Raw genomic sequence first — 26,207 nt, forward strand, 5'->3', positions numbered from 1 at the left:
GCCTTGTCGTTCTTCGGCCGCGAGCGGTTCCGCGCGCGCACCCCGGACGAGCTCCGGGCCATGCGCGTGGCGGGGCTGCTCACCGGCCGCACCCTGGAGATGCTGCGGGGGGAGGTCCGCGCGGGCACCACGACCGGGCACCTCGACGCGCTCGCGGAGGAGTTCATCCGCAGCGGCGGGGGAGTGCCCAACTTCCAGCTCGTGCCCGGCTACGCGCACACCCTCTGCACGTCGGTCAACGACGAGATCGTCCACGGGATCCCCGGTGACCGCGTGCTGCGCGAGGGTGACCTGCTGAGCATCGACTGCGGTGCCGAGGTCGACGGGTGGAACGGCGACAGCGCCATCACCGTCGTCGTCGGCGGGGACGACGCGGCGCACCCGGCCGCGGCGCGCCTGTCCGAGATCACCCGACGCTCCCTGTGGGCCGGGATCGCCGCCCTTCGTCCCGGTGGGGACCTGAACGACGTCGGGGGCGCGATCGAGGACTCGATCCGCGACGACGGCCGGGCCGACGGCGTGGCCTACGGCATCGTCGAGGACTACACGGGGCACGGCATCGGCGAGCACATGCACCTGCCGCCCAACATCCCCAACTACCGCGTCCGGGGCCGCACCCCGCAGACGCCCGTCGGCACCACGATGGCGATCGAGCCCATGGTCACCCTCGGCGACCAGGCCAACCACGTCCTCGACGACGACTGGACCGTGGTCACCGACGACGGCGGGCCCGCGGCGCACTGGGAGCACTCCGTCGCCCTCACCGCGCGCGGCATCTGGGTGCTCACGGCTCTCGACGGCGGCGAGGCCGAGCTCACGGCCCGCGGCGCCCCCTTCGCCCCCCTGGACTGACCCCGACGAGGACCGGCGGATGTGGCGCACGCGACGTCGGGTGCCGGTTCGTGGGCCGTCGTCGCTCGGTAGGGTGCGAGTCAGTCATGCCATCGGCGGCGCGCCGGTGCCTGCGTCGATGAGGAGAGCTGCCCGGATGTCCCTTCCCCCTGCACACGACGACGTGATGGGGCTGGCTGCCGGCTTCCCGAGCACGGGCCCCGATGCGTGGGCCGAGCTCGCCGCCGCGGTGGTCAACAGGTCCCGTCCCGAGGACCGTCGGGTCGACGGCGCCGGCGCCCGTGAGGCGCTGACGAGCCACCTGCCCGGTGGGCTCGACATCGACCCGATCTACTGGCCGGAGCCGGGGCGCGCGCTCGGTCTGCCGGGGGCGATGCCCTTCACCCGCGGCCGCGGCCCGCGCCACCCCGACCTGCCGTGGGACGTGCGCCAGCTCCACGACGACCCGGACGCCGCGACGAGCCGCGCCGCCGTCCTCGACGACCTCGAGCGCGGCGTCAGCTCGGTCTGGTTGCACGTCGGCGCCGACGGCATCGCCGCCGGTGACGTCGCCGAGGTCCTCACCGACGTCATGGTCGACCTCGCCCCGGTCGTCGTCAGCTCGAGCGACGACCAGCCCGCCGCCGCCGCCGCGCTCGTCGCCGCCTGGGAGACGAAGGGGGTCGACCCGGCCCTCGTCGCCGGCAGCCTCGGTCACGACCCGATCGGCCAGGTCGCCGCCCGTGGTGGCACCCCAGACCTCGCTCCGCTGGCGGACGCCGTCGCCACCTGCCGCGACCGGTTCACCGGGGTCCGCGCGATCACCGTCGACGCCCGCGTCCACCACGACGCCGGCGCGAGCGACCAGGACGAGATCGCCCTCGCCCTGGCCACCGCGCTCGACTACGTGCGCCACCTGTCGCAGGCGGGCGTCGATCCGGCCGAGGCCTTCCGCCGCATCGACTTCCGCGTGGCGGCCACCGCCGACCAGTTCGCGACCATCGCCAAGCTGCGCGCGCTGCGCCGCACGTGGGCGCGCGTCGGCGAGGTCCTCGAGGTCCCCGAGCCCGACCGGGGTGCATGGGTCCACGCCGTCACGTCCTGGCGCATGCAGACCCGCACCGACCCCTGGGTCAACCTCCTGCGGGACACGATCGCGTGCTTCGCCGCCGCTGCGGGCGGCGCCGACGCGATCACCGTGCTGCCGTACGACCACGCCCTGGGCCTGCCGACGGCCTTCTCCCGCAGGGTCGCCCGCAACACCCAGTCGCTGCTGTCGTCCGAGTCCAATGTCGCCCGGGTGGCCGACCCCGCGGGTGGCTCGGCCTATGTCGAGTCGCTGACCGACGAGCTGGCCCGCGCCGCCTGGGCCTGGTTCGGCCAGCTGGACGCCGCTGGTGGTGCCGCCGCCGGCCTGGCGTCCGGCGCGGTCGCCGAGCGCCTCGCCGCGACCCGGGCCGATCGCGACGCCGCCCTGGCCACGCGGACCCTGCCGCTCACCGGCACCTCGACCTTCCCGCTGGCGGGGGAGCAGCTGCTCCAGCGCACCGCCCGGGTGCGGCTGCCCGGCGAGGGCCTGCCCCGCCGTCGTGACGGTGAGGTCTTCGAGGCGCTGCGCGAGCGCACCGCCACCGGGGACGTCAGCGTCCCGGTGCTGGCCCTCGGCCCCGCCCGCGAGCACACCGCCCGCCTGACCTTCGTCGCCAACCTCCTCGGCGTCGCCGGCATCCGGCCCGACGTCGTGGAGGTCACCGACGCCGCCGACATCGCGGCCGCCGACGCCCCGGTCGTGATCATCGCCTCCTCCCGGACCGGCTACGAGGCGCTCGCCGAGGCGAGCGTCGCCTCCCTTCGCTCCGCCGGCGTGCAGCGCGTCCTCGTCGCCGGCTCGGCCACGGAGCTCGGCGGGACCACCGTCGACGGCGAGATCCGCGACGGCATGGACGTCGTCGCCTTCCTCACGGAGCTCTTGGACCTCCTCGACACCCCCCGCGCCCCGCAGGCAGGAGCAGACGCATGAGCGCGCAGATCCCCACCTTCGACACCGTCGACCTCGGCGAGGGCACCCCGTCCCCGGACGCCGCCGCCCGCTGGCAGGAGGCGCTCGACGCGACCCCCGGTGCGGCCGACGGCTGGGAGACGCCCGAGAAGATCGCGGTCGCCCCGGTCTACACCGAGGCCGACACCGCGGACCTCGACTTCCTCGAGACCGCCCCGGGCGCGGCCCCCTTCCTCCGCGGCCCGTACCCCACGATGTACGTGAACCAGCCGTGGACGATTCGGCAGTACGCGGGCTTCTCCACGGCCGAGGAGTCCAACGCGTTCTACCGGCGCAACCTCGCTGCCGGGCAGAAGGGCCTGTCCGTCGCCTTCGACCTGGCGACGCACCGCGGGTACGACAGCGACCACCCGCGCGTCTCCGGTGACGTCGGCATGGCGGGTGTCGCGATCGACTCGATCTACGACATGCGCACCCTCTTCGACGGCATCCCGCTGGACCGGATGAGCGTGTCGATGACGATGAACGGCGCGGTCCTGCCGATCCTCGCCCTCTACGTCGTCGCGGCCGAGGAGCAGGGGGTGAGCCCGGAGCAGCTGAGCGGCACCATCCAGAACGACATCCTCAAGGAGTTCATGGTCCGCAACACCTACATCTACCCGCCGACGCCGTCGATGCGGATCATCTCCGACATCTTCGCGTACACGAGCCAGCGGATGCCGCGGTTCAACTCGATCTCCATCTCCGGCTACCACATGCAGGAGGCCGGGGCGACGCAGGACCTCGAGCTCGGCTACACGCTCGCCGACGGCATCGAGTACATCCGGGCCGGCAGGGCGGCCGGCATGGACGTCGACGCCTTCGCGCCGCGGCTGTCCTTCTTCTGGGCCATCGGGATGAACTTCTACATGGAGGTCGCCAAGCTGCGCGCTGCGCGGCTGCTGTGGGCGCGCCTGGTCAAGGAGAACTTCGAGCCGACCAACGCCAAGTCGCTCTCGCTGCGCACCCACTCTCAGACCTCCGGCTGGAGCCTCACCGCGCAGGACGTCTACAACAACGTCGTGCGCACGTGCGTCGAGGCGATGGCCTCGACGCAGGGCCACACGCAGAGCCTGCACACCAACGCGCTCGACGAGGCGATCGCCCTGCCGACGGACTTCTCCGCGCGCATCGCCCGCAACACCCAGCTCGTCCTCCAGCAGGAGTCGGGCACGACGCGCGTCATCGACCCGTGGGGCGGCAGCGCCTACGTCGAGCGCCTGACGCACGACCTCGCGCAGCGCGCCTGGGCCCACATCGAGGAGGTCGAGGCGGCCGGCGGCATGGCCAGGGCCATCGAGGCCGGCATCCCCAAGATGCGGATCGAGGAGGCGGCCGCCCGCACGCAGGCGCGCATCGACTCCGGCCAGCAGCCCGTCATCGGTGTCAACACCTACCCGGTCACCGAGAGCAGCGTCGACGAGGCCATCGAGATCCTCAAGGTGGACAACGCCGCGGTCCGTGCCTCGCAGATCGCCAAGCTCGAGCGCCTGCGTGCCGAGCGGGACGAAGGGGAGGCCCGCGCCGCCCTCGCAGCGCTCACCGAGGCGGCACGTGCCGAGGGCGGCACGATGGAGACCAACCTCCTGGCGCTCGCGATCGACGCGGCCCGCGCCAAGGCGACCGTCGGCGAGATCTCCTCCGCGCTGGAGGAGGTCTACGGCCGCTACACCGCGCAGATCCGTACGATCTCGGGTGTGTACCGGGACGAGGCAGGCAAGGGCGGGGCCGTCGACGAGGTCCTGGCCAAGGTCGAGGAGTTCGAGCAGGCCGAGGGCCGGCGCCCCCGGATCCTCGTCGCCAAGATGGGCCAGGACGGCCACGACCGCGGGCAGAAGGTCATCGCGACCGCCTTCGCCGACCTCGGCTTCGACGTCGACGTGGGCCCGCTCTTCCAGACGCCCGCGGAGGTGGCCCGTCAGGCCGTCGAGGGCGACGTGCACGTCGTCGGGGTGTCCTCGTTGGCCGCGGGGCACCTCACCCTGGTGCCCGCGCTGCGGGCCGAGCTCGACGAGCTCGGGCGCGAGGACCTGATGATCGTCGTGGGCGGTGTCATCCCCGACCAGGACTTCGAGGAGTTGCGCGCCGCCGGTGCCGACGACATCTACCCGCCGGGGACCGTCATCGCCACGGCGGCCGGTCGCCTCGTCGACCGGCTGCGGGAGCGGGCCGCCGGCACCGATGCCTGAGTCGGTCGCCGACCTCGCCCAAGGGGTGCGCGATCGCTCCCGGGCGCACATCGCCCGGGCGATCACGCTCGTCGAGTCCTCGCGCCCGGACCACCGGGAGCGAGCCCGCGAGCTGCTCGCGCTGATCGCCCCGCACACCGGTCAGGGCATGCGCGTGGGCGTCTCGGGGATCCCGGGCGCCGGCAAGTCGACCTTCATCGACGCCCTCGGCACGCGGCTCATCGAACGCGGCCACCGGGTCGCCGTCGTCGCGGTCGACCCGAGCAGCGCGCGCACCGGCGGCTCGGTCCTCGGTGACCGCACCCGGATGGCGTCGCTGACCGCGAGCGAGGACGCCTTCGTCCGGCCGTCGCCGTCGGGTGCGCACCTGGGTGGCGTCGCGCGGGCGACCCGTGAGGGGATGCTCGTGCTCGAGGCAGCCGGGTACGACGTCGTGCTCGTCGAGACCGTCGGTGTCGGCCAGTCCGAGGTCGCGGTCGCGGAGATGGTCGACACCTTCCTCATGCTCGCCCTGGCCCGCGGCGGCGACCAGCTCCAGGGCATCAAGCGCGGCATCCTCGAGATGGCCGACGTCATCGCCGTCAACAAGGCCGACGGCGAGCACGCGGGCGATGCCCGCGTCGCCGCGCGCGAGCTGGCCGGCGCGATGCGCCTGATGAACTCCGACCCCGACGCCCGCCGTCCCCCGGTCCTCACCTGCAGCGCGCACACCGGCGACGGTCTCGACGAGGTGTGGGAGGCCGTGCTCGAGCACCGTGCCTACCTCGAGGAGCAGGGCTCGCTCCTGGGCCGGCGCGCGGAGCAGCAGCGCGAGTGGATGTGGGCGATGGTCGACGCCGAGCTGCGTGACGCCGTGCGCCGCTCGCCGCGGGTGCGGGAGCTCCTCGGGGCGCTCACGAGCGGGGTGCGCTCCGGCGAGGTGAGCGCCGTCGACGGTGCCGCGCGCATCATCGAGGCCTTCTCCGCCGACCTCGCCGAGCGATCCGGCGACTGACGCGTCCCCGGAGTCCGCGTCCCGGAGCCCGCGTCCCGGAGCCCGCATTCCCCTAGGGCAATGCACATCCCGTGTGCATTGCCCTAGGGGAATGCAGCTTCAGGCGAGTGGGTCGGCAGGCGCGGGGGAGCTCGTGGCCGGGGCGCCGAGCTTCTTCGGGGCGACGCCGGCGCGGCGCGCCTGCCACAGCAGGATCGCCGTCATGACGAAGGTCGCGAGCACCCCGAGCCCGGCGGTCCCCGCGGTGCTCGTCGTCTGCTCGGTGACGTACGCGTCCTGGAGCCCGCCGAGCAGGGTCAGGCCGATGGTGATGACGAGGTTGTTGACGACGTGGAGCACGATCGCGGCCTCGAGCCCACCGGTGCGCCACGTGAGGTAGCAGCAGGCGATCGCCATGCCGCTGAGGTCGAGGAGCACCCACGGGTCGAGCGAGGTGTGCGCGAGCGCGAAGAGCGCGGCCGACAGGACCGTCGTCACGACGAGGGCGATCACGGGGCGCCGGATCCACGCGCCGACGCCCTGCATGAGCCCGCCCCGGAAGGCGACCTCCTCACCCGCTGCCTGCAGGGGAGTGGTGAGCACCGTGATGACGAGCAGCCAGGGCCAGTGCTCGGGGCGCGCGCTGGTCTCCTCGCCGCCGGCGAACCACATGACCGCGAGGTAGGCGCCCCACACGATCGTCGTGACGAGCGCCGCGCGCAGCAGCCACCGCCAGCGGATGCGGCCCGCGACGGAGAAGAGCTTGCCGACGGGCCGCCAGTGGCCCACCCGCGTCGCGACCATCGTGGCCGGGATGAGCCCGGCGAGGATGAGGTTGCCGATGAGCATCGTCACCGGGGCGGCGGGGTCGACGTCCGCGCTCCCGGTGGCGTCGAGCATCGACGGGTCGAGGACGAACCACAGGATGCTGAGCGCGACCGCGATGACGACGAAGGTCGCGATCCCCGCGGCGAGCGCGAGCAGGGGCCGCCACCAGCGGTAGCCGGTGGTGCGCATCTGGTGGACGTAGCTGCGCGGCTCGTCGTCGGGCAGTGGGGCGAAGGGAGATCGCGCGGCGGTCGTCGGACCGGCGTGCCGGCGGGCGGCCTCGACGAAGGCCACCGCCACCGGGTGGATCCCCGCCTCCGCTGCCAGCGGCAGGGCCGAGAGGGTCGCGAAGGGAGCTCCGCCGGACCGCACGGTCGCCGGAGCGGCCGGCCCCGCGGGCTCGTCCGTCGTCCAGGTCGTCCCGGGAGCGGTGAGGTAGTCGCCGGCCGGGCGGGCGCCCCCTTCGTCCCCGCCGAGCGGACCGACGACCGGCAGGCCGAGGTGGAGAGCCCAGGAGATCGTCGGGTCGTGCGCCGTCGGATCCGTCTCGGGCGAAGGGAGGACCCACACCCCGTCGAGGTCGGGCGTGGGCGCGGCGCCGGTCGGCAGGCTCACCACCTGCGCGTCCGGGGCCAGGACGGACAGCGCGCGCCGCGCGTGGAGTGCGTCGGGCCGGTCCGTCGGTCCGACGAGGGCGATCCTGGGGCCGGTCATGGCTCGACCCTACGTGGGGGTGAGGATTTCCCTCTGGGTGGCCCCATGCCGTAATCTTGACTGTCGGTCACGTCTGTCATGCCTTCCCGGTCCCCGGGGAGGCGTTGCACGCGTGCCGCCCAGGCCACTCCCACCCAGGGATCGGCCACCAACGGATTGAGAGGGTATGGCCAAGAAGGACGGTGTCATCGAGGTCGAGGGCACGATCGTCGAAGCTCTCCCGAACGCAATGTTCCGGGTCGAGCTCACGAACGGTCACAAGGTTCTCGCCCACATCTCGGGCAAGATGCGGCAGCACTACATCCGGATCCTCCCCGAGGACAAGGTTGTCGTGGAGCTCAGCCCGTACGACCTGACCCGCGGCCGGATCGTCTTCCGTTACCGCTGATCGAGGCGGTCGTCGGCCTGCCGACGACCGACGAGTGAAGCACCACGAGCACGACCCGTCACCACATCCTGGGGCGGGACAGATCGAGAAAGATGCGAGACGGCAATGAAGGTTCAGCCGAGCGTCAAGAAGATCTGCGACAAGTGCAAGGTGATCCGCCGCAACGGTCGGGTCATGGTGATCTGCGAGAACCTGCGCCACAAGCAGCGCCAGGGCTGATCGCGTCCACCAGGACCCCCGTACGGCGGGGACCACGGCTTGTCGCCGGATCCTCGAGCAACGCCCAGTGAAGAAGCACGCACCACCCGGCCCCTTCCCCTTCGCGGGGCAGGACGTCACCCCCGGCTCGGAGGCCGGGGACCGATGGCCCGCTGACAGCAGCGGGAGACACCGTCGGACCGGTGGTGTACCAGACCTCCGAGAGAAGCAAAGGAAGCCAGCACATGGCACGACTTGTTGGAGTCGACCTCCCGCGTGAGAAGCGCGCCGAGGTCGCCCTGACCTACATCTTCGGTGTGGGACGCACGACCGCGCAGAAGGCCCTCGCCGCCACCGGCGTCGACCCGAGCATCCGGGTCAAGGACCTGGACGACGAGCAGCTCGTCGCCCTCCGTGACTACCTCGAGGCGAACGTCCAGCTCGAGGGTGACCTCCGCCGCGAGGTCGCTGCCGACATCCGCCGCAAGGTCGAGATCGGCACCTACGAGGGTCTGCGGCACCGCCGCGGTCTCCCCGTCCGCGGTCAGCGCACCAAGACCAACGCCCGGACCCGCAAGGGCCCGAAGCGCACCGTCGCGGGCAAGAAGAAGGCCTAAGACACCCCGCGTCGCCGCCCTGGGCCAGCCCACGGAGCGGTGACGACCCCACCGAAGAACCTCGTAGGAGAAACATGCCCCCCAAGACCCGCTCCGGCGCCAAGGTGCGCCGCAAGGTCAAGAAGAACGTGGCCGTGGGCCAGGCCCACATCAAGAGCACGTTCAACAACACGATCATCTCGATCACCGACCCCACCGGCGCCGTGATCTCCTGGGCCTCCGCCGGCCAGGTCGGCTTCAAGGGTTCGCGCAAGTCCACCCCGTACGCCGCCCAGATGGCCGCCGAGGCCGCCGCGCGCCGCGCCATGGAGCACGGCATGAAGAAGGTCGACGTCTTCGTCAAGGGCCCGGGGTCCGGTCGCGAGACCGCCATCCGCTCCCTGACCGCCGCCGGCCTCGAGGTCGGCGCGATCTCGGACGTCACGCCCAGCCCGCACAACGGTGTCCGCCCGCCCAAGCGCCGTCGCGTCTGAGCAGCAGAGATACGGGAGACAGATAAGACATGGCTCGTTACACCGGCCCCATCACCAAGAAGTCCCGCCGCCTCAAGCTCGACCTCGTCGGCGGCGACAAGAACTTCGAGCTCCGTCCCTTCCCGCCCGGCCAGCACGGCCGTCGGCGGATCCAGGAGAAGGAGTACCTCACCCAGCTGCAGGAGAAGCAGAAGGCCCGCTTCACCTACGGCGTCATGGAGAAGCAGTTCGTCCGGTACTACAAGGAGGCGGCCAACCGCCCCGGCCAGACCGGTCACAACCTGCTGATCATCCTCGAGTCACGCCTCGACAACGTGATCTACCGCGCGGGCCTGGCCCGCACGCGTCGTCAGGCCCGTCAGCTCGTCACGCACGGCCACTTCGAGGTCAACGGCGTGCGCACCGACGTGCCCAGCCAGCGGGTCGAGCAGTACGACATCATCACCGTCCGCAAGCAGTCGGTCGAGGCCTTCCCGATCCAGCTCGCTCGCGAGACCTTCGGTGAGCGTCCGATCCCGGCGTGGCTGCACGTCATCCCCGGCAGCCTCAAGGTGCTCGTGCACCAGCTGCCGACGCGCGAGCAGATCGACACCCCGCTCACCGAGCAGCTCATCGTCGAGCTCTACTCGAAGAACTGATCCAGCTGCACTGAGGGTGGCTCCCGCGGACCGATGCGGGAGCCACCGTCCGGCTCACGACCGGACACCTTCACGAGGCGTCATATAGCGGTCGCCCGTGGGAAGGAAGAATCACCGTGCTCATCGCACAGCGCCCCAACCTCAGCGAAGAGGTCATCGCCGACAACCGCTCGCGGTTCGTCATCGAGCCCCTCGAGCCCGGCTTCGGGTACACCATCGGCAACTCGCTGCGTCGCACCCTGCTCTCGAGCATCCCGGGTGCCTCGCTCACCTCGATCCGCATCGACGGGGTCCTCCACGAGTTCTCCACGATCCCCGGGGTCAAGGAGGACGTCACCGAGATCATCCTCAACATCAAGTCCCTCGTCGTCTCCAGCGAGAACGACGAGCCGGTCGTGATGTACCTGCGCAAGTCGGGTGCCGGTGCGGTCACCGCCGCCGACATCAACCCGCCCGCGGGTGTCGAGGTGCACAACCCCGACCTGCACATCGCCACGCTCAACGACAAGGGCTCCATCGAGATGGAGCTGACGGTCGAGCGCGGTCGCGGCTACGTCTCGGCGCAGCAGAACAAGTCCGGCGACCAGGAGATCGGCCGCATCCCGGTCGACTCCATCTACTCGCCGGTCCTCGCGGTGACCTACAAGGTCGAGGCGACCCGTGTCGAGCAGCGCACCGACTTCGACCGCCTCGTCGTCGACGTCGAGACCAAGAACTCGATCGCCCCCCGGGACGCGCTGGCCTCCGCCGGCAAGACCCTGGTCGAGCTCTTCGGCCTGGCCCGCGAGCTCAACGTCGAGGCCGAGGGCATCGACATGGGCCCGTCGCCGACCGACGCCGCGATCGCGGCCGACCTGGCGCTGCCGATCGAGGACCTCGACCTCACCGTCCGCTCGTACAACTGCCTCAAGCGCGAGGGCATCCACACCGTGGGTGAGCTCGTCGGGCGCAGCGAGGCCGACCTGCTCGACATCCGCAACTTCGGTGCGAAGTCGATCGACGAGGTCAAGGCCAAGCTGCACGAGATGGACCTGGCCCTGAAGGACAGCCCGCCCGGGTTCGACCCGACGTCCATCCCCGGCTACGGCGAGGACGACGACGAGTCGGTGGACGAGGATGCCTCGTTCGCCGAGGACGAGCAGCTCTGACCCACCGCCCTGTTGACCACCGCTGACGCGCGGTAGGTCAGAAACCAAGGAGAACCACATGCCCACCCCCACCAAGGGTCCCCGTATCGGTGGCGGCCCGGCTCACGAGCGGCTCATCCTCGCGAACCTCGCCACCGCGCTCTTCGAGCACGACCAGATCACGACGACGCAGGCCAAGGCCAAGCGTCTGCGTCCCCTGGCCGAGCGCCTCATCACCTTCGCCAAGCGTGGTGACCTCCACGCCCGCCGCAAGGTCATGACGGTCGTCAAGGACAAGAGCGTCGTCCACCGCCTCTTCGTCGAGATCGCGCCCGACGTGGCCGACCGCCCGGGTGGCTACACCCGGATCACGAAGATCGCCGCCCGCAAGGGTGACAACGCCCCCATGTGCGTCATCGAGCTCGTCCGCGAGCCCGTCGACGCCAAGCCCCGGCGAGCGGTCGTCGCCGAGGCGGAGGCCGCCACGCAGCGCTCCGCCCGTGACGAGGCGGCCGAGACCGAGGCCGAGACCGCTGCCCCCGCCGCGCTCGTGGACCTGCCCGAGGGTGCCGTTGCGCCGCTCGAGGACGGTGCCGCGCCGAGCGACGAGTACACGGTCAAGGGCAACCTCGACTCGATGAAGTACCATGTCGCGGGCTCGCAGTGGTACGACCAGACCACCGCCGAGGTCTGGTTCAAGAACGCCGACGAGGCCAAGGCGGCCGGCTTCGAGCCGGCCGGCGGCGAGGCCAAGCAGCAGGAGTCCGACGAGGAGGCCTGAGCCGCCTGAGTCCTCGGACACCCCGGCGAAGGGGGCCGCACCCGTGACGGGTGCGGCCCCCTTCGTCGTCGGCTCGCCTACGCTGGCCCGCATGCGGCTGCGCCTCGACCTCGCCTACGACGGGACCGACTTCCACGGGTGGGCGGCGCAGCCCGGACTGCGGACCGTCGAGGCCGAGCTGTCGGCGGCGATCACGACGGTGCTGCGTCTGGCCGAGCCGGCGCGGCTGACCGTCGCCGGGCGCACCGACGCCGGCGTCCACGCGGCCGGGCAGGTCGTGCACGTCGACATCGAGCCGGATGAGTTGGAGCGCGCGGTCGGGCACTCGGGCCGTCGCCCCGAGGAAGCCCTGGCGACCCGCCTGCGCGGCGTCCTGCCGCCCGACGCCGTCGTGCACCGCGTACGGGTCGCGCCCGAGGGCTTCGACGCGCGCTTCTCGGCCGTGAGCCGGCGCTACCGCTACCTCGTGTGCGACGACCCGGCGCGGGTGGACCCCCTTCGTCGGCGCGAGGTCGTCAGCCTGCGCACGCCGCTCGACGTGGACGCCATGAACTCCGCCACCCGGCAGCTGCTCGGGCTGCGCAACTTCGCGGCCTTCTGCAAGAAGCGCGAGGGGGCGAGCACCACCCGCACGCTGCTGCGCTACGACTGGACCCGCCGCGAGGACGGGCTGCTCGAGGCGAGCGTGCTCGCCGACGCCTTCTGCCACTCGATGGTGCGCGCGCTCATCGGCGCGCTCGTGCCGGTGGGGACGGGGGCGCGCGGGACGGACTTCCCCGCCGAGGTCCTCACCACGGGTGTGCGCGACCCGCGCGTGAAGGTGATGCCGGCGCACGGGCTCTGCCTCGTCGAGGTCGGGTACCCGGCCGACGACGCGCTGGCGGCCCGGGCGCTCGAGGCCCGGGCCCGACGCGAGGAGTGACCTGGTCGCGCTCGGCGGACCCGGGTGGCAGCGGCCACCCTACGGGCGCCGGGGGAGCGGGGTGAGCGCCACGGTGGCCGTGACCCGTCGCGCTCCGGGTGTGCCCGCGCCACGCCGTCGGTAGCGGTCGAGGACGGCGCCGAGCTCGGCGCGCAGTGCGGCCAGCTGGGTCTCGTCGACGAGCACCTCGCGGTCCTCGATGCCGCACTCCTCCTGCCACACGAGCGGCCACGAGACCTGGGAGTCGATCCACGCGTGCTGTCGCTGGGCGTGGTGGTCGACGAGGTCGTGGGCGAGCCAGAGCGCGTCGGCGAGCTCCTCCGCGTCGTCGATCGTGCTCACGGCGACCGTCTCGAGGTCCTCCTCCTCGTCGCTCTCGGCGGCGGCCCACACCCGCGAGCGCCCGTCACCCAGCCCGGTGTCCTCGAGCAGCCCGGCCTGGGCGAGCACGCGGGCGTGGTAGCTCGTGGCGCCGGTGTTGGTGCCGAGGGCGCGGGCCAGCTCCGCGGCCGTCGCGCCGCCGTGCAGCCGCAGGTGGGCGAGGATCCGGGAGCGCAGCGGGTGCGCCAGCAGGCGCCAAGGAGCGGCGGACGGGGTCTCGGTCACCGCCCAAGAATTGCACAAGTATTGTGCAGTTGTCCGGCGCAGATCCTGCACGCAGCGGTCGAAGGGGGCGAAAAGCCCTGTCCTGCAAGGGTTGTGACCCGTCCGCACGGATTTCGGCAGGCCGCACGGCCCCCGTAGAATTGATCGAAGCGGCGCCGCGTCCCTGCGGGGACGAGCGGCGCCTCCCCTTCGCTCAACCACGAGGGGGACGGACGAGCAGAAGGCATGAACATGCGCACGTACACCCCCAAGGGCGGTGAGATCACCCGTCAGTGGCACGTCATCGACGCCACGGACGTCGTGCTCGGCCGCCTCGCGAGCCAGGCCGCCATCCTGCTGCGCGGCAAGCACAAGACGACCTTCGCCCCCCACGTGGACACCGGCGACTTCGTCATCATCATCAACGCCGACAAGATCGCGCTCACCGGCGCCAAGGCCGAGCAGAAGCGCGCCTACCGCCACTCCGGTCACCCGGGCGGCCTGTCGTCGATGAACTACACCGAGATGCTCGAGAAGCACCCGACCCGCGCCGTGGAGAAGGCCGTCCGCGGCATGCTCCCGCGCAACAGCCTCGGCCGCCAGCAGCTGGACAAGCTCAAGGTCTACGCGGGTGCCGAGCACCCGCACGCCGCCCAGCAGCCCACCCCCTACACGATCTCGCAGGTCGCGCAGTAAGCGCGCCCGATCAGGAACTGAGGATTACCCGTGGCTGAGACCACCGAAAACACCGAGGTGCTCGAGGGCGACGAGCCCGAGCTGAGCTCCTACACCTCCGAGTCCGAGGGCCCCGTCGCCGGCGGCTCCGACGAGCCCGTGCGCCGTCCCTCGGCCTCCGCTCCCGGCGCGGCCACCGGTCGCCGCAAGCAGGCCATCGCCCGCGTCCGGATCGTCCCGGGCACCGGCGAGTGGAAGGTCAACGGGCGCACGCTCGAGGAGTACTTCCCGAACAAGGTCCACCAGCAGATCGTCAACGAGCCGCTCGTCGCGCTCGAGCTCGACGGCGCCTACGACGTGCTCGTGCGCGTCCACGGCGGTGGCCCCTCCGGCCAGGCCGGTGCCGTGCGGCTCGGCGTCGCGCGCTCGCTCAACGGGGTCGACCCCGAGCTCAACCGCGCCACGCTGAAGAAGGCCGGCTACCTCACCCGTGACGCCCGCGTCCCGGAGCGCAAGAAGGCCGGTCTCAAGAAGGCCCGCAAGGCCCCGCAGTACAGCAAGCGCTGATCCACCGATCACCCGCTGTCGAGGAGCGTGCGCAGCACGCACCCGGAGACCACGAAGGGCGCCACTCACCTCACGGTGGGGGGCGCCCTTCGCCGTGCGCGGGGCCTAGGCGGGCAGCGGCCGCCCGGCCCGCATCTCGGCCGCGAGCGAGCGCGCCACCTCGACGAGGTCACCGTCGTGCGCCTGGGCCACGGCGAGCTGGCGCTGGTAGCTGGCGCCGCTGCGGATGATGTCCTCGACCCCGGCGAGCTCGGCCTCGCAGCCGAGGCGGCGGGCGATGGGGGAGAGGCGCTCGAGCAGGTCGTGCAGCTCGTCGGTGACGAGGCGCTCGCGGTTGCGCGAGTCGAGGATGATGATCGCGTCCATGCCGTAGCGGGCGGCGCGCCACTTGTTCTCCTGGACGTGCCACGGCGGCAGGACCGGGATCGTGCCGCCGTCGGTCAGCCGGTCGTCGAGGTGGACCATCAGGCACTGGGTGAGGGCCGTGATGGCGGCGATCTCGTGGATCGTCGGGACACCGTCGCAGACCCGCACCTCGAGGGTGCCGAGGCGCGGTGAGGGCCGCAGGTCCCACCGGATCTCCTTGATCTCGTCGATGACGCCGGTGACGAGCAGGTCGTCGACGTAGCGCTCGTACTCGGCCCAGGTGTCGAACTGGAAGGGCAGGCCGGCCGTCGGCAGCTGCTGGAACATCTGGGCCCGGTTGCTCGCGTAGTCGGTCGGGACCCCGCCCCACCACGGCGACGACGCGGAGAGCGCCTGCAGGTGCGGGGCGTAGGTGAGCATGCCGCCGAGGAGGGGCAGCACCTTGTCGCGGTGGGTCACGCCGACGTGCGTGTGCACCCCGTAGATGAGCATCTGCCGGCCCCACCACCGGGTGCGGTCGATGAGAGTCGCGTAGCGCGCGCCCTCGCTGACCTGCTGGGACTCCCACCGAGCGAAGGGGTGCGTGCCCGCGCAGAGCATCTCCAGACCCAGGTCGTCGGTGAGCGAGCGCAGCCGGGTGAGGCTCGCGGAGAGGTCGGCGACCACCTCGGGCACGGTCCGGCACTTGTCCGTGACGATCTCGACGGTGTTGGTCAGCAGCTCGCGGTGCAGCTTGGGCGCGAGGCCGTCCTCGGCGGCGAGCGGCTCGACGACGCTGTCCGCCAGCGGGACGAGGTCGAAGGTCTCGCCGTCGACGAGCGCGATCTCCCACTCGACCCCGAGGGTGGGGCCGTCGGACGGCGTGAACTCGATCATCGTGCTCTCTCTCGACACCCTGGACCTGCGGTCCTCCAGCGTAACCAGCGGGTATCGTCGATCAGGCCCGCTGCCCCTGCGACATGCGGCGGTCCCCCCACGAGAGGTAGTTCCATCCATGTCCCGACTCTTCGGTACCGACGGTGTGCGCGGTCTGGCCAACGGCGAGGTCATCACGGCCGACCTCGCCCTGCGACTGGCCCAGGCGGCGGCACTCGTGCTGCGCGACCCCGAGGGCACGGAGGGGCGGCGACCCCTCGCCGTCGTGGGGCGGGACCCACGGGCCTCGGGTGAGTTCCTCTCCGCGGCGGTCATCGCGGGCCTCGCGAGCAGCGGCGTCGACGTCCTCGACGCGGGCGTGGTCCCCACCCCGACCGTCGCCTACCTGACGGCCGACACGCGCGCCGACTTCGGCGTCATGCTCTCCGCCTCGCACAACGCCATGCCGGACAACGGGATCAAGTTCTTCGCCCTCGGTGGGCACAAGCTGCCCGACGCCGTCGAGGACGCCATCGAGGCCGCGATGGGCGAGGAGCCGGAGCGTCCGACCGGTGTCGACGTGGGCCGCGTGACCCGCATGGAGGACGGGGGCACCCGCTACGTGCGCCACCTGCTCCAGGCCGTGCCGCAGCGCCTCGACGGGTTGACGATCGTCCTCGACACCGCCCACGGCGCCGCGAGCGAGGTCTCGCCGGAGGTCTTCCGCCTCGCCGGGGCCACCGTGCACGTCATCGGCGCCCACCCCGACGGGCTCAACATCAACGACGGGGTCGGCTCCACCCACCTCGAGCCGCTGCAGGAGGCGGTCCTGCGCCACGGCGCCGACCTGGGCATCGCCCACGACGGCGACGCCGACCGCTGCCTCGCGGTCGACGCCGCGGGCCAGCCGATCGACGGCGACCAGATCATGGCGATCCTCGCGATCGACCTCAAAGAGCGCGGGCAGCTCGTCGACGACACCCTCGTCGCGACGGTCATGAGCAACCTCGGGCTCATCCGGGCCATGGAGCGGGCCGGCATCACCGTCGTCCAGGCAGGCGTCGGCGACCGCTACGTCCTCGAGGAGATGCGCAGGGGCGGCTACTCGCTCGGTGGCGAGCAGTCCGGCCACGTCATCATGCTCGAGCACGCCACGACCGGCGACGGCGTCCTCACCGGCCTTATGCTCGCCGCCCGGGTCGCCGCCACCGGGCGGCCGATGTCCGAGCTCGCCGCTGCGATGACCCGCATGCCCCAGGTCCTCATCAACGTCAAGGGCGTCGACAAGCACCGCGTCGACGGGGACGAAGGGGTGCGCGCCGCCGTCGTCGAGGAGGAGACCTCGCTCGCCGAAGAGGGTCGCGTCCTGCTGCGCAAGTCCGGCACCGAGCCGGTCGTGCGGGTCATGGTCGAGGCCGCGACCCACGAGCGGGCCCTCGCCACCGCCGAACGGCTCTCCGGCGTCGTCAGGGAGCGCCTGGCGCTCTGACGCCGCTCAGACGATGCTGCCCGTGGTGACAGGGGACGTGCGACCCCTGTCGCCACGGGCGGGTCCGACTCAGAAGTGCTGGGCGAGCAGGCCGGTGTCGACGTCGTAGACGAAGCCGCCGACCTTGGCGCGCCCGGCGATGAGCGGGTGCGTGCGCACGGCGGCGACATCCTGGCGCAGGGCGTCGAGCTGGTCGTGGACGACGTGGAAGCCCTGCCACGAGGCGTCCTGGCCGGCGGAGGCGCCGACCTTGGCCCGGAACTCGTCCTCCGTGGCGCTGCCCATGGCGCACCGGGTGTGCGGGATGACGAGGATGCGCTCGACCTTGAGCAGGTGCACGCCGAGGACGAGGGCCTCGAGCGCGGCAGAGGTGACGCGACCGCCGGGGTTGCGGAAGATCTTGGCGTCGCCCGGGGCGAGGCCGAGCATGCCGAGCGGGTCGATCCGGCTGTCCATGCAGGTGACGATCGCGACGCCCGCGTGGGCGATCCCGTCGAAGCCGCTCAGCGCGAAGCTCTCGGAGAAGGTCTGGTTGGCCGCCATCAGGTCGGCGAAGTCCTCAGGGGCGGACGGGGTTGCGGGCATCGGGTTCCTTTCGACGTGGTCCTTGCACACTAGACCCGGCGCCGGACCCCACTTGACCCCTGTCATCACAAACACGTCGCGACCCGAGATCGTGGCCGCGGGAACGTGGTGCGGACCACGTCCGGGGTGTAGACAAGGGCGCAGGGAGGCGACGTCGTGTGTCCTTGTCGCGCCCGGGACGAGAGGAGTGACGTGGTGACACGACGACGGCGTCGGATCGCCTTCATGGCGGCCGCGGCCACCGCCGCCAGCCTCGGGCTGGCCGCGTGCGGCGACGACAGCAGTGGCGGGGGTACCGCCCATCTCACCTGGTACATCAATCCCGATGGTGGTGGTTCCGACCCCGCCGGTGGCGGCCAGGCCCAGCTGGCCAAGGAGTGCTCGGACGCCTCCGACGGCGCCTACACGATCGGCGTCCAGCTCCTGCCCAACAGCGCGAGCGACCAGCGCCAGCAGCTCCTGCGGCGCCTCGCCTCGCAGGACAAGGGCGTCGACCTCATGTCGATCGACCCGGTCTTCGTCGCTGAGTTCGCCGAGGCCGGCTTCCTCGCGCCGGTGCCGCAGGACAAGAAGGAGGAGTTCACCGGCGACGCGGTGGACCCCTCCGTCACCAACGCGACGTGGAAGGACGAGCTGTACGCCGCTCCCTTCTGGGCCAACACCCAGCTCCTCTGGTACCGCAAGTCGGTCGCCAAGAAGGCCGGACTCGACATGACCAAGCCGGTCACCTGGGACCAGGTGATCAAGGCTGCCAAGGAGACCGACAGCGAGATCGGTGTGCAGGCCTCGCGCTACGAGGGCTACATGGTGTGGATCAACGCGCTCGTCGAGGGCGGCGGTGACCACATCGTCGAGAACCCCGGTGCCGACGGCGGCCAGCTGAAGTTCGGCCTCGAGTCCGAGGGGGGCAAGAAGGCCGCGGAGATCATCCGCTCCGTCTCCTCCGAGGGCGTCGGTGGACCGGCCCTCAGCTCGACCAACGAGACGACGACGCTGGACATGTTCCAGAACGAGCAGGCCGGTTTCATGGTCAACTGGCCCTACGTCTACGCCGCGCTCTCGGGCGCGAAGGTCGACTGGATGAAGGACCTCGCCTGGGCGCGCTACCCGCAGACGGTCGAGGGCACCAAGTCCAAGCCCCCGCTCGGCGGCATCGAGATGGCCGTCGCCTCCTCCTCGGAGAAGCAGGAGCAGGCGTGGGACGCCGTCGAGTGCCTGACCTCCGAGGAGAGCCAGAAGAAGTACATGGTCGGCACCGGCAACCCGGCCGCCCGCAAGGCGGTCTACGACGACCCGGAGGTGAAGAAGGCCTTCCCCATGGCGGCCCTGATCCGCCAGTCCCTCGACTCCAGCGGACCGCGTCCGCTGACGCAGTACTACGGCGATGTCTCCAGCGGGATCCAGCGTGAGTACAGCCCACCGGGGTCGGTCGACCCGGGGAGCACGCCGCAGCAGACGACTACCTTGCTCCAGGACGTGCTGAAGGGAGATGCGTTGCTGTGAGTACCGTGACCGACCCGTCGCCGGAGGTGACGAGGACGAGGAGGGCCAAGCCCCGCCTGTCCGACCGCTCCCGGGCCGAGGAGCGACTGGGCTGGAAGCTCGCCATGCCGGCCTTCGTCGTCATGCTGCTCGTCACGGCCTACCCGATCCTGCAGGCCGTGTGGAACAGCTTCTTCGCTTACCGGCTCACCGACCCCGCGAACCGCGAGTTCGTCGGGCTCAACAACTACATCGTCTCCTTCAGCGACTCCGTCTTCTGGAGCGCGATGTGGGCGACGGTACTCATCACCGTCATCACCGTCGTCGTCGAGCTGATCCTCGGCTTCATCATCGCCCTGGTGATGCACCGGATCGTGCTCCCGCGGCGCACCTTGCGGACCATCGTGCTCATCCCGTACTCGATCATCACGGTGGTCTCCGGCTTCACCTGGCTCTTCATGTACCGCACCGACACGGGCTTCGTGAACAGGTGGACGAGCTGGGTCCCGGGCGTCAGCGAGAACTACGACTGGTTCGGCAGCTTCTGGCCCTCGATCTTCGTCATCTGCCTCTCGGAGATCTGGAAGACCACGCCGTTCATGTCGCTGCTGCTCCTGGCTGGCCTCGCCCAGGTCGACACCTCGATGGAGGAGGCGGCCAAGGTCGACGGCGCCTCGTGGCTGCAGGTGCTGGTCAAGGTGATCCTGCCGAACATGAAGCCGGCGATCATGGTGGCGGTGCTCTTCCGCACCCTCGACGCCTTCCGCATCTTCGACAACATCTTCATCATGACCGGAGGTGCCAACGGGACGAACTCCCTCTCCGGCCTGATCTACCGGCAGACGATCGACCGGACGGAGATCGGCCTCGGGTCGGCGCTGTCGGTGATCCTCTTCCTCTGCGTGCTCGCCATCGCGGCGCTCTTCGTCCGCGGCTTCAAGGTCGACCTGACCCAGGGGAGGAACTGACATGGCCAAGGAGCCGATCAAGGGGTCGGGACTGTGGACCGCCCTCGCCGTGCCGATCATGATCTGGACCGCGCTGCCGCTGCTGTGGATGCTCTCGCTCTCGCTCAAGAGTGCCGACACCCTCGCGGACCCGGAGTCGAGCTATCTCGGCAACTTCTGGCCGAAGGACCCGACGCTCGACAACTACCGGCTGATCTTCACCGGGGGAGCGAGCGACCTCTTCATGCCGGCGTTGCGCAACTCGCTCATCGTCTGCCTGCTCGCGACCCTCATCTCGGTCGTGCTCGCGATGTTCTGCGCGTACGCGATCTCGCGGCTGGAGTTCAAGGGCAAGAAGATGATCCTCACGACCGCGCTCGCGGTCAGCTTCTTCCCCGTCGTCGCGATGGTCACGCCCCTGTTCGACGTGTGGCGGCGGGTCGGGCTCTTCGACACGATCCCGGGCCTGATCATCCCCTACCTCGCACTCACCCTGCCGCTGTCGATCTGGACGATGTCGGCCTTCTTCACGCAGATCCCGTGGGAGATGGAGCAGGCCGCCCAGGTCGACGGCGCGAGCAGCTGGCAGGCCTTCCGCAAGGTGATCATCCCGCTCGCCGCACCCGGCGTCTTCACCACGGCGATCATCACCTTCTTCACCGCGTGGAACGACTTCGTCTTCGCGATCTCGCTGACCTCCGACCAGGCCCGCACGGTCCCCGCCGCGCTGGCCTTCTTCACCGGGGCCAGCCAGTTCGAGCAGCCGACGGGCGCCATCATGGCGGCCTCCGTCGTCGTCACCATCCCCGTCGTCATCCTCGTGCTGATCTTCCAGCGCCGGATCGTCGCCGGCCTGACCTCGGGCGCCGTCAAGGGCTGACCCCCGCCTTCAAGAACTGGAGAATCCCATGGCTGAGATCACCCTCAACAACCTCGTCAAGAAGTACGGCGACGGCTTCCCGGCGGTCAACGACGTGAGCCTGGACATCAAGGACGGCGAGTTCATGATCTTCGTCGGCCCGTCCGGGTGCGGGAAGTCGACGCTGCTGCGCATGGTCGTCGGGCTCGAGGACATCACGAGCGGCGACCTGCTCATCGACGGCGAGCGGGTCAACGACAAGTCCCCGAAGGACCGCAACCTGTCGATGGTCTTCCAGAACTACGCGCTCTACCCGCACCTGAGCGTGTTCGAGAACATCGCCTTTCCCCTTCGTCTGGCGAAGGGGGCGCACAGCGAGGAGGAGGTCCGGCAGAAGGTCACCGCCGCGAGCGCCATGCTCGAGCTCGACGAGCACCTCGAGCGCAAGCCGGCCAACCTCTCCGGCGGCCAGCGGCAACGAGTCGCGATGGGGCGGGCGATCGTGCGTGACGCGGACGGCTTCCTCTTCGACGAGCCGCTGTCCAACCTCGACGCCAAGCTGCGCGGGCAGATGCGCACCGAGATCGCACGCATGCAGCGGCGTCTCGGTGTCACGACGATCTACGTCACCCACGACCAGACCGAGGCCCTGACCCTCGGTGACCGGGTCGCAGTGCTCAAGAAGGGCGTCCTGCAGCAGTGCGCCAGCCCCCGCGAGCTCTACGACCAGCCGGTCAACCTCTTCGTCGCGGGCTTCATCGGCACCCCGCCGATGAACTTCCTGCCCGCGGAGATCGAGGGCGACGAGCTCGTCCTGCCCTTCTGCCGGGTGCCGTTGCCGGCGGCCGTGCGCGAGCGGGCCGGCGGCACGGGCCTGCTCATCGTCGGCATCCGACCCGAGCACATCAAGGACTCCGACCTGGGCGACGTCCCGAGCCAGGGCGTGCACTTCGATGCGCCCGTCGACCAGACGGAGTGGCTGGGCAACGAGCAGTACGCCTACGTGCCCTTCTCGGTCGAGGGTGACGTCAAGGCCAAGCTCGACGAGCTGGACAAGGAGCTCGACGGCGAGGGCATGCGCACCCAGATGGTCATCAACCTCGACCCGCGTTCGCGGGTGCGTGAGGGCGACGACGGGCACTTCGTCTTCGACCCGGCCCTCATGCACGTCTTCGACCCGGAGTCGGGGGACTGCCTCACCCGCGACGAGGAGCGGGCAGCGGACCTCGCCCGGCAGTCGGAGGAGGACCGCACCCGCGCGCTCGAGCGGGCCAAGGCACGCGAGGCGCAGCCCACCGCCTGACGGGACACCCGACCGCCCCCGGCCGCATCAGCGGTCGGGGGCGTCGCCGTCCCGGGTGTACTCGGCGACCCACAGCGGGCCGGGGACCTCGTCGAGGGAGACCAGGCGCAGTCCCTGGCCGAGGGCGAGCATCGCGTCGCGGGTCTGCGCGAAGGGCGGTCCGTCCTGCGGGGACCCGCTCCCGTCGTGCCGGTACTGGATCGCGAGGAGCCGCCCGCCGGGCGCGAGGAGGCTGCGCACACCAGTGGCCAGGGTCGGACGCACGCGGGCCTCGACGGCCTGGAGGGTGAAGATCTCGACGACGAGGTCGAAGGCCCCGGCCCACTCCCGCGGCAGGTCGGTGAGGTCGGCGACGTGCAGGTCGAGCGCGGGGTGCCGGCGCCGCGCCTCGGCGATGGCCGAGGGGGACAGGTCGAACCCGGTGGTCGTCCAGCCCTGAGCAGCCAGGAAGGCGACGTCGGCCGCGAGCCCGCAGCCCACGACGACGGCGCGCCCGTCGAGGGTCGGTCCGCGCGTGGCCGCCCAATGAGCCAGCTCGGGGTGGGGGTCGGTGCGTGACCACGGCATGCCGATCGTGCCGGAGCTCGCCTCGGCGTAGAGCCGTTCGAACCACGCCGTGGGCTCGCCCGCGGCGATGGCCTCGTCGCTGAGCTCCCCGGCCCGGCGGCCCCAGTCGCTCACCGGGCGAGGTCGGCGCGGGTGGGCGGCTGTGCTCCCGGGCGCTGCACGGTGAGCGCCGACGCGTCGATGCCGCGCTGCACCGCGGGCACCACGACGGAACCGCGCGCCTTGCGCAGGCGCCTGCGCGCGTCCGCGCCACCGAGCAGGCCGGCGTCGAGGAGCCCGGAGACCAGCCCGGCCATGAAGGAGTCCCCGGCACCCACGGTGTCGGCGACCACCACCTGACGACCCGGCAGGTCCACGCGGCGACCCGAAGGGAGGATGACCATGGCCCCCTTCGCCCCCAGGGTGGCGACGGCGAGGGTGGGTCCGAGCGCCCGCCAGGCGCGGAGCCGGTCGGCGACGGCGTCGCCGTCGAGCGGGCCGCCGGCGAGCCACTCGAGGTCCTCGTCGCTCACCTTGACGACATCGCTCACGGCGACGCGGCGCTCGATCTCCGCGAGCGCGACCTCGCGATCGGGCAGGAGCGCGGGGCGCACGTTGGGGTCGTAGGAGACGGTGGTGGTGCGTGCCGCGCCCGACATGGCAGCGAGCACGTCGACGCCGCCGCGACCGAGCAGCGCGCCGATCGAGCCGGTGTGCAGGTGCCCGGTGACCTGTGGCAGCTGCGGCATCCGCCAGGTGAGGTCGAAGTCGTAGGTCGCGGCGCCGGTGGTGTCGATCGTCGCGGTCGCGACCGAGGTCTCCTCGGCGCTGTCGCTGCCGGGCAGGAGGTGGACGTCGGCATCGGCGAGGTGGGCACCGATCGTCGCGCCGCGGGCGTCCCGGCCGAAGCACGTCGCCAGGCTGACCCGGTGGTCCAACCGGGCCAGCCCCACCGCGACGTTGAGCGGACTGCCTCCGACGTGCTCGTCCCGGCTCCCGTCCGCGCCGACGACGACGTCGACGAGCGACTCGCCGACGACGAGGGTGGGGGCCGGGGCGGGAGTGCGGCGGAGGCTGGGCACGGCTAGGAGGTGAGCGCGGGGGAGAGCCGCTGCACCTTGGTCAGGTTGTGGTGGGCCTCGACGAGGCGGGTCGTCCCGGACTTGCTGCGCATGACGAGGGAGTGGGTCGTCGCGCCGCCGGCGCGGTAGCGCACCCCACGGAGCAGCTCGCCGTCGGTGATGCCGGTGGCGACGAAGTAGCAGTTGTCGGTCTGCACGAGGTCGTCGGTCGTGAGGACCCGGTCGAGGTCGTGGCCCTCGTCGATCGCGTGCTGCTGCTCCTCGTCGTCGCGGGGCCACAGCTTGCCCTGGATGACGCCGCCGAGGCACTTGATCGCGCAGGCGGTGATGATCCCCTCGGGGGTGCCGCCGACACCGAGGAGCAGGTCGATGCCGGTGTCGGGGCGCGCGGCCATGATCGCGCCGGCGACGTCACCGTCGGAGATGAAGCGGATCCGCGCCCCGGCAGCCCGGACCTGCTCGGCCAGCTCGGCGTGACGGGGACGGTCGAGCATGACGACCGTGACGTCCTCGGGCTGGGTGCGCTTGGCCTTGGCGATGCGACGGATGTTCTCCGCGACGGGCAGGCGGATGTCGACGGTGTCGGCGGCGTCGGGACCGGTGACGAGCTTGTCCATGTAGAACACGGCGCTCGGGTCGTACATGGTCCCGCGGTCGGCGACGGCCATGACGGAGACCGCGTTGGTCATCCCCTTCGCGGTGAGGGTCGTGCCGTCGATCGGGTCGACCGCGACGTCACAGGCGGGGCCGGTGCCGTCGCCGACCTTCTCGCCGTTGTAGAGCATCGGGGCCTCGTCCTTCTCGCCTTCGCCGATGATCACGGTGCCGTCCATCTGGATGCTCGAGATCATCTCGCGCATGGCGTCGACGGCGGCGCCGTCGGCGGTGTTCTTGTCACCACGACCGACCCACCGCCCGCCGGCGAGGGCGGCGGCCTCGGTGACGCGCACGAGCTCCATCGCGAGGTTGCGGTCGGGGTGCATCACCGCGGCGCTCTGGGTGGGCTTGGACTCGCTCATCGTTCTCCTCGGGTGGCGTGGTGCTCGTCGCCTCCGAGCCTATCTGCCGCTCCCATGCGCGCGTGCGACCATGTCATCCATGAGTTCGACCCCCGGCGAGCCCGCCGAGACCGCCCCCGCCGACGCGCCGCAGCGCGATCTGACCCCGACCGAGCTGGCCGCGCAGCAGGGGGTGCCCGCGCGTGGCGCCAGCCACTACGCCAAGGGCACGACCGCCAACATGGTGCGCTCGATGGCCGTCATCGTCGCGATCACCCTGGCCCTGTTCTTCATGACCGGCCGGGCCAACAACCGCACGCCCGAGTCCGTCGACGTCGCCGGTACCGCGCAGTACCGCGCGCAGCAGGCCGGGCAGCCCTTCGCCCACGCGAAGGGCCTGCCGGACGGCTGGGTCGCCACGAACGTGCGCTACGTCCGCTCCAAGGACGGGGTCATGGTCTGGAACGCGGGTTACACCACGCCCGACGGCGAGTACGTGTCGGTGCAGCAGGCCCTCGACCCCGGCAAGGCCTGGGTCGACACCCAGACCAACAACGGCGCCCGCGTCGGTGTGCTCGAGACCAAGGACGGGACCAGCTGGGTCAAGCGGGACCGTGAGGGCAAGATCCAGCGCAGCCTCGTCCACGTCCCCGAGGACAAGGGCGAGCTGACCACGCTCGTGACCGGTACCGGGAGCTGGGAGCAGCTCGAGCTCTTCGCCGATCACCTGGAGCCCGCGAAGGTCACCAACCCCACACCCTCCGCGAGCAGCTGAGGACCTGCATTTCCCTAGGGCAATGCGGACCTGAACCTGCATTGCCCTAGGGGAATGCGGGCGAGCGGTCAGTCGTCGGTGGGGCTGTCGGTCGGTGCGGGCGTGGTGGCCGACGAAGGGGGAGCGGCCGCGTCCGGCGACAGGCTCGCCTCGGCCTTGTCGAGCCACGCCTCGCAGTGCGCGGCCAGCGCCTCGCCGCGCTGCCACAGCCGCATCGACTCCTCGAGGCCGGCCTGACCCCCTTCGAGCCGGGCGACGAGGTCGATCAGCTCCTGCCGCGCCTCCTCGTAGCTGAGGTCGGCGACGTCGGTCTGCTCCTGCTCGGTCTGCTGCGGATCGATGGCCATGGACGCCACCCTATGCGTGGCATCCGACG

Annotated in this window: 28 protein-coding genes; 20 read left to right on the forward strand and 8 right to left on the reverse strand. The window is 71.3% G+C overall.

The annotated features are described in order from the left end of the window. Positions 1-3: 3 nt before the first annotated feature. The 4 genes from map (at position 4) to meaB (ending at position 6,052) form a co-directional block, all read left to right on the forward strand. Positions 4-852 (forward strand): type I methionyl aminopeptidase, encoded by an 849-nt coding sequence (map, locus tag V3C34_RS05845; protein WP_082807616.1) that lies wholly within the window; start codon positions 4-6, stop codon positions 850-852. Positions 853-988: 136 nt separating this feature from the next. Further along, positions 989-2,851 (forward strand): methylmalonyl-CoA mutase family protein, encoded by a 1,863-nt coding sequence (locus V3C34_RS05850; protein ID WP_346008289.1) that lies wholly within the window; start codon positions 989-991, stop codon positions 2,849-2,851. After that, on the forward strand, positions 2,848-5,058 hold the full coding sequence (scpA, locus tag V3C34_RS05855) for a methylmalonyl-CoA mutase (RefSeq protein WP_346008290.1): 2,211 nt from the start codon (positions 2,848-2,850) through the stop codon (positions 5,056-5,058). The genes V3C34_RS05850 and scpA overlap by 4 nt, the downstream gene beginning before the upstream one ends. Then, the gene (gene meaB / locus V3C34_RS05860) at positions 5,051-6,052 is read left to right on the forward strand and encodes a methylmalonyl Co-A mutase-associated GTPase MeaB (RefSeq protein WP_068325994.1); all 1,002 of its coding nucleotides are present in this window, start codon (positions 5,051-5,053) and stop codon (positions 6,050-6,052) included. The genes scpA and meaB overlap by 8 nt, the downstream gene beginning before the upstream one ends. Positions 6,053-6,151: 99 nt before the next feature. Here meaB and V3C34_RS05865 read toward each other — a convergent pair whose 3' ends face one another. Continuing rightward, positions 6,152-7,573, reverse strand: a complete 1,422-nt coding sequence (locus V3C34_RS05865; protein WP_346008291.1) for a type II CAAX endopeptidase family protein — start codon at positions 7,571-7,573, stop codon at positions 6,152-6,154. Positions 7,574-7,739: 166 nt separating this feature from the next. Between V3C34_RS05865 and infA the strand changes: the two genes are divergently transcribed. The 8 genes from infA to truA all read left to right on the forward strand — a co-directional run bounded on the left by infA (position 7,740) and on the right by truA (position 12,717). Then, positions 7,740-7,961, forward strand: coding sequence for a translation initiation factor IF-1 (gene infA / locus V3C34_RS05870; protein WP_007928045.1), 222 nt, complete (start codon positions 7,740-7,742; stop codon positions 7,959-7,961). A 105-nt stretch (positions 7,962-8,066) separates the two neighbouring features. After that, entirely contained in the window at positions 8,067-8,180 is a 114-nt protein-coding gene (rpmJ, locus tag V3C34_RS05875) for a 50S ribosomal protein L36 (RefSeq protein ID WP_006592630.1), read from the forward strand. Positions 8,181-8,404: 224 nt separating this feature from the next. Continuing rightward, positions 8,405-8,776 (forward strand): 30S ribosomal protein S13, encoded by a 372-nt coding sequence (gene rpsM / locus V3C34_RS05880; protein ID WP_068325988.1) that lies wholly within the window; start codon positions 8,405-8,407, stop codon positions 8,774-8,776. 74 nt (positions 8,777-8,850) lie between these two features. After that, entirely contained in the window at positions 8,851-9,249 is a 399-nt protein-coding gene (rpsK, locus tag V3C34_RS05885) for a 30S ribosomal protein S11 (RefSeq protein ID WP_068325987.1), read from the forward strand. A gap of 29 nt (positions 9,250-9,278) precedes the next feature. Then, entirely contained in the window at positions 9,279-9,887 is a 609-nt protein-coding gene (gene rpsD, locus V3C34_RS05890) for a 30S ribosomal protein S4 (RefSeq protein WP_068325985.1), read from the forward strand. 116 nt (positions 9,888-10,003) lie between these two features. Further along, entirely contained in the window at positions 10,004-11,035 is a 1,032-nt protein-coding gene (locus V3C34_RS05895) for a DNA-directed RNA polymerase subunit alpha (protein ID WP_068425485.1), read from the forward strand. A gap of 58 nt (positions 11,036-11,093) precedes the next feature. Then, positions 11,094-11,795: a 50S ribosomal protein L17 gene (rplQ, locus tag V3C34_RS05900; RefSeq protein WP_068325981.1), complete on the forward strand. Its 702-nt coding sequence runs from the start codon at positions 11,094-11,096 to the stop codon at positions 11,793-11,795. A 91-nt stretch (positions 11,796-11,886) separates the two neighbouring features. Continuing rightward, entirely contained in the window at positions 11,887-12,717 is an 831-nt protein-coding gene (truA, locus tag V3C34_RS05905) for a tRNA pseudouridine(38-40) synthase TruA (protein ID WP_068329047.1), read from the forward strand. A gap of 39 nt (positions 12,718-12,756) precedes the next feature. On the opposite strand, the gene V3C34_RS05910 is transcribed toward truA, so the two are convergent. Next, entirely contained in the window at positions 12,757-13,323 is a 567-nt protein-coding gene (locus tag V3C34_RS05910; RefSeq protein ID WP_068325978.1) for an ArsR/SmtB family transcription factor, read from the reverse strand. A gap of 231 nt (positions 13,324-13,554) precedes the next feature. On the opposite strand from V3C34_RS05910, the gene rplM reads away from it, so the two are divergent. Together rplM and rpsI are read left to right on the forward strand one after the other, a co-directional pair. Next, the gene (gene rplM, locus V3C34_RS05915; RefSeq protein ID WP_068329044.1) at positions 13,555-13,998 is read left to right on the forward strand and encodes a 50S ribosomal protein L13; all 444 of its coding nucleotides are present in this window, start codon (positions 13,555-13,557) and stop codon (positions 13,996-13,998) included. 30 nt (positions 13,999-14,028) lie between these two features. After that, positions 14,029-14,544, forward strand: coding sequence for a 30S ribosomal protein S9 (gene rpsI / locus V3C34_RS05920; RefSeq protein WP_068325975.1), 516 nt, complete (start codon positions 14,029-14,031; stop codon positions 14,542-14,544). Between the two features lie 105 nt (positions 14,545-14,649). Here the strand turns inward: rpsI and V3C34_RS05925 are convergent, their stop codons facing one another. Continuing rightward, entirely contained in the window at positions 14,650-15,786 is a 1,137-nt protein-coding gene (locus V3C34_RS05925; RefSeq protein WP_068325970.1) for a glutamate--cysteine ligase, read from the reverse strand. Between the two features lie 118 nt (positions 15,787-15,904). Here V3C34_RS05925 and glmM point away from each other — a divergent pair, with 118 nt between their 5' ends. Then, positions 15,905-17,254 (forward strand): phosphoglucosamine mutase, encoded by a 1,350-nt coding sequence (gene glmM, locus V3C34_RS05930; protein ID WP_068425479.1) that lies wholly within the window; start codon positions 15,905-15,907, stop codon positions 17,252-17,254. 69 nt (positions 17,255-17,323) lie between these two features. Here glmM and V3C34_RS05935 read toward each other — a convergent pair whose 3' ends face one another. Further along, on the reverse strand, positions 17,324-17,839 hold the full coding sequence (locus tag V3C34_RS05935) for a beta-class carbonic anhydrase (protein WP_068325965.1): 516 nt from the start codon (positions 17,837-17,839) through the stop codon (positions 17,324-17,326). Positions 17,840-18,034: 195 nt separating this feature from the next. On the opposite strand from V3C34_RS05935, the gene V3C34_RS05940 reads away from it, so the two are divergent. Genes V3C34_RS05940 through V3C34_RS05955 form a run of 4 tightly spaced genes read left to right on the forward strand, consistent with a single transcriptional unit; the run spans position 18,035 to position 22,430 of the window. Continuing rightward, positions 18,035-19,342: an extracellular solute-binding protein gene (locus V3C34_RS05940; RefSeq protein WP_169701953.1), complete on the forward strand. Its 1,308-nt coding sequence runs from the start codon at positions 18,035-18,037 to the stop codon at positions 19,340-19,342. After that, complete coding sequence (locus tag V3C34_RS05945; RefSeq protein WP_068425471.1) at positions 19,339-20,289, forward strand: carbohydrate ABC transporter permease; 951 nt, start codon at positions 19,339-19,341, stop codon at positions 20,287-20,289. Before V3C34_RS05940 ends, V3C34_RS05945 begins: the two co-directional genes overlap by 4 nt. 1 nt (position 20,290) lies before the next feature. After that, positions 20,291-21,148 (forward strand): carbohydrate ABC transporter permease, encoded by an 858-nt coding sequence (locus V3C34_RS05950; protein WP_068325960.1) that lies wholly within the window; start codon positions 20,291-20,293, stop codon positions 21,146-21,148. A 28-nt stretch (positions 21,149-21,176) separates the two neighbouring features. Then, a complete protein-coding gene (locus tag V3C34_RS05955) occupies positions 21,177-22,430 on the forward strand; it encodes an ABC transporter ATP-binding protein (protein WP_068325959.1) in 1,254 nt (417 codons plus the stop codon). 27 nt (positions 22,431-22,457) lie between these two features. Here the strand turns inward: V3C34_RS05955 and V3C34_RS05960 are convergent, their stop codons facing one another. Genes V3C34_RS05960 through glpX form a run of 3 tightly spaced genes read right to left on the reverse strand, consistent with a single transcriptional unit; the run spans position 22,458 to position 25,077 of the window. Continuing rightward, positions 22,458-23,111, reverse strand: a complete 654-nt coding sequence (locus V3C34_RS05960) for a class I SAM-dependent methyltransferase (protein WP_346008292.1) — start codon at positions 23,109-23,111, stop codon at positions 22,458-22,460. Then, positions 23,108-24,058, reverse strand: a complete 951-nt coding sequence (locus V3C34_RS05965; RefSeq protein WP_068325944.1) for a PfkB family carbohydrate kinase — start codon at positions 24,056-24,058, stop codon at positions 23,108-23,110. The genes V3C34_RS05960 and V3C34_RS05965 overlap by 4 nt, the downstream gene beginning before the upstream one ends. A 2-nt stretch (positions 24,059-24,060) precedes the next feature. Further along, a complete protein-coding gene (gene glpX, locus V3C34_RS05970) occupies positions 24,061-25,077 on the reverse strand; it encodes a class II fructose-bisphosphatase (protein WP_068325941.1) in 1,017 nt (338 codons plus the stop codon). 79 nt (positions 25,078-25,156) lie between these two features. Between glpX and V3C34_RS05975 the strand changes: the two genes are divergently transcribed. Further along, the gene (locus tag V3C34_RS05975; protein WP_345913067.1) at positions 25,157-25,831 is read left to right on the forward strand and encodes a DUF4245 domain-containing protein; all 675 of its coding nucleotides are present in this window, start codon (positions 25,157-25,159) and stop codon (positions 25,829-25,831) included. Positions 25,832-25,899: 68 nt separating this feature from the next. Here the strand turns inward: V3C34_RS05975 and V3C34_RS05980 are convergent, their stop codons facing one another. Beyond that, positions 25,900-26,178: an exodeoxyribonuclease VII small subunit gene (locus tag V3C34_RS05980; protein ID WP_346008293.1), complete on the reverse strand. Its 279-nt coding sequence runs from the start codon at positions 26,176-26,178 to the stop codon at positions 25,900-25,902. Between the last annotated feature and the right edge of the window lie 29 nt (positions 26,179-26,207).

Origin of the sequence: Janibacter terrae, assembly GCF_039636765.1 — a bacterium.
Taxonomy (GTDB): Bacteria; Actinomycetota; Actinomycetes; order Actinomycetales; family Dermatophilaceae; genus Janibacter; species Janibacter terrae.